Below are 2,062 nucleotides of genomic sequence, written 5' to 3' on the forward strand. Positions count from 1 at the left end.
TCGCCGAAGACATCGCCCCATTCAGCAAACCCGCGGTTTGACGTCAGGATCATGGCACCCCGTTCGTATCGCGCATTGACGAGCTGAAAGAAGAGATTGCCGCCGCCTTGGACGACCGGAAGATAGCCGATCTCGTCAACGATCAGCAGGCTCGGCCTGCAGAAGAAGCGAATGCGCTCCTGGAGCCGACCTTCCCGTTCGGAACGGGCAAGCGACCCGATCAGGTCAGCGAGCGTCGTGAAGTACACGCTCTTTCCAGCCTTCACGGCTTCGACGCCCAGCGCCGTGGCAAGATGGCTTTTGCCCGTTCCCGGTGGGCCGAGGAAATGAACCGCTTCGTGACGGTCGACGAACCCGAGCTGCGCCAGGGTGAAGATGCGATCTCGGTCGAGCGAGGGCTGGAAGGTAAAGTCGAAGCCGGCGAGCGTCTTGATCGTTGCAAGCCTGCCCATGCGCAGGGCGGTCTTGATGCGGCTGTTCTCCCGCAGGGTCAGTTCTTCCGACAGGAGAATATCGATGGCTTCGAGTGCAGATAGCTCACCGTGCTCGAGGCGCCGCACGACATGGTCGAGCGCTTCCAGTGCGCGCGGCATCTTCAGACCGACGAGATCATGACGGATACGATCTATCATGGACGGGATGGCATCGAGGGCCGCACTCATGGGCGGTTCTCCTGTGCCAGGGCTTTGCCGACGGCGTCGTAGAAGGCGAGCGACCGCTGCAGCACGGTGTCGCCGGCTGGTTTGACGACAATGGCGTCGTCGCGCGTCCTGGACCGATGTTGCAGGGCGAATGCCTGTCGATGGTCAGGATGGACCCGTCGTTGTTTGCGACCCTCCAGGACGGGATGGGCTGCGATCAGCGTGCCGTTCTCGAAGATGCGGACCTCGTCGGCGAGAGAATGGACTTCTACCATTCGACTACGTGTGGCATCCGGAACGCTGTAAGTATTGCCGCCGACGCTGACCATGCCCTCCCGCGACACTCGACGCTCGAGCTTCAGAACAGATTTGAATGGTGCCAACGGCAACGGTCGCAGGTGCGGCCGCTCCTCTGCAAAGGCCTCATTGACGACGCGCTGCGTCGTGGCATGCTTCCTTGGGTTAGCGACGGTATCGAGCCAGTGCCGGAGCTGGGCGTTCAGATCGTCGAGATTGCGGAATGAGCGTGCGAGGAAGAAGTCTTCGCGGATATAACGGAACGGCCGTTCGACCTTCCCCTTTGTCTTGGCGCGATAAGGCTTGCACGCCTTCGGGTGGAAACCGTAATGGCGCGCCAGGTCGATAAGGGCGCGGTTATAAACGATGCCCTCCGTCTGACCTTCGCCGATCACGGCGGTCTTCATCCGGTCGTAAAGCACCTCCCGAGGAGCCCCGCCAATAGCCTCGAAGGCCGCGATGTGGCATCGCAGGACGGTCGGCAGGTTCTGATGCATGACGAAACGCGCCCAGATAAGACGGCTGTGACCCAGCACCATCGAGAACAGCCAGACGATCCTCGGCGTCATCGGTTCGTCGGTGAAAACAACATGGAACTGGGCGAAATCGACCTGTGCTTGCTCACCGGGCGGCGTCTCGAACCGAACCTCGAAGCCGTTACTAGCCGGAGGCCGTACATCGCGCAGAAAGTCCGTTACCGCGGTGTAGCCTCCCGTGTAGCCCCGCTCGCGGAGCTCTCGAAACAATCGACTGCCCGTCAGGCCAGGATAGGATTTTACGCGCTCCCGAAGATATGGAGCAAACGGGTCGATGACTGTTGCCCGCGGCATTCTTGGACCATAGGCTGGAGCCTCAAGGCCCCGCTCGATGTATTTGCGCACCGTCTTGCGATCGATGCCCGTTTCTCTGGAAATAGCCGACACTGTCAGCCCCTGCTGATGCAAATCCAGGATCATGATCGTCTCCCTCAGCTTGATCACCAATATCCCCCTTCCGACCATCGGAAGGAGTATCGGCGATGACGCGCCGCTGGTCTTCCGGGGCGCGCCCCGGAAGACCAGCGGCCGCAGCACCTGGGGAAGATTCAAACGGCACTATTGGGGAGTATTGCTCCGGTACTGACA

General features: G+C 60.8%; 2 protein-coding genes. Both read right to left on the reverse strand.

Annotated features, from left to right (window positions below; genetic code table 11):
• On the reverse strand, window positions 1-662 hold a 662-nt coding region (gene istB / locus EV561_RS36900; RefSeq protein WP_132528776.1), incomplete at its 3' end, for an IS21-like element ISRel3 family helper ATPase IstB.
• Entirely contained in the window at window positions 659-1,918 is a 1,260-nt protein-coding gene (gene istA / locus EV561_RS36905; RefSeq protein ID WP_132528777.1) for an IS21 family transposase, read from the reverse strand. The genes istA and istB, both read right to left, overlap by 4 nt.
• Window positions 1,919-2,062 lie beyond the last annotated feature (144 nt).

Source organism: Rhizobium sp. BK376 (assembly GCF_004341625.1).
GTDB lineage: Bacteria > Pseudomonadota > Alphaproteobacteria > Rhizobiales > Rhizobiaceae > Rhizobium.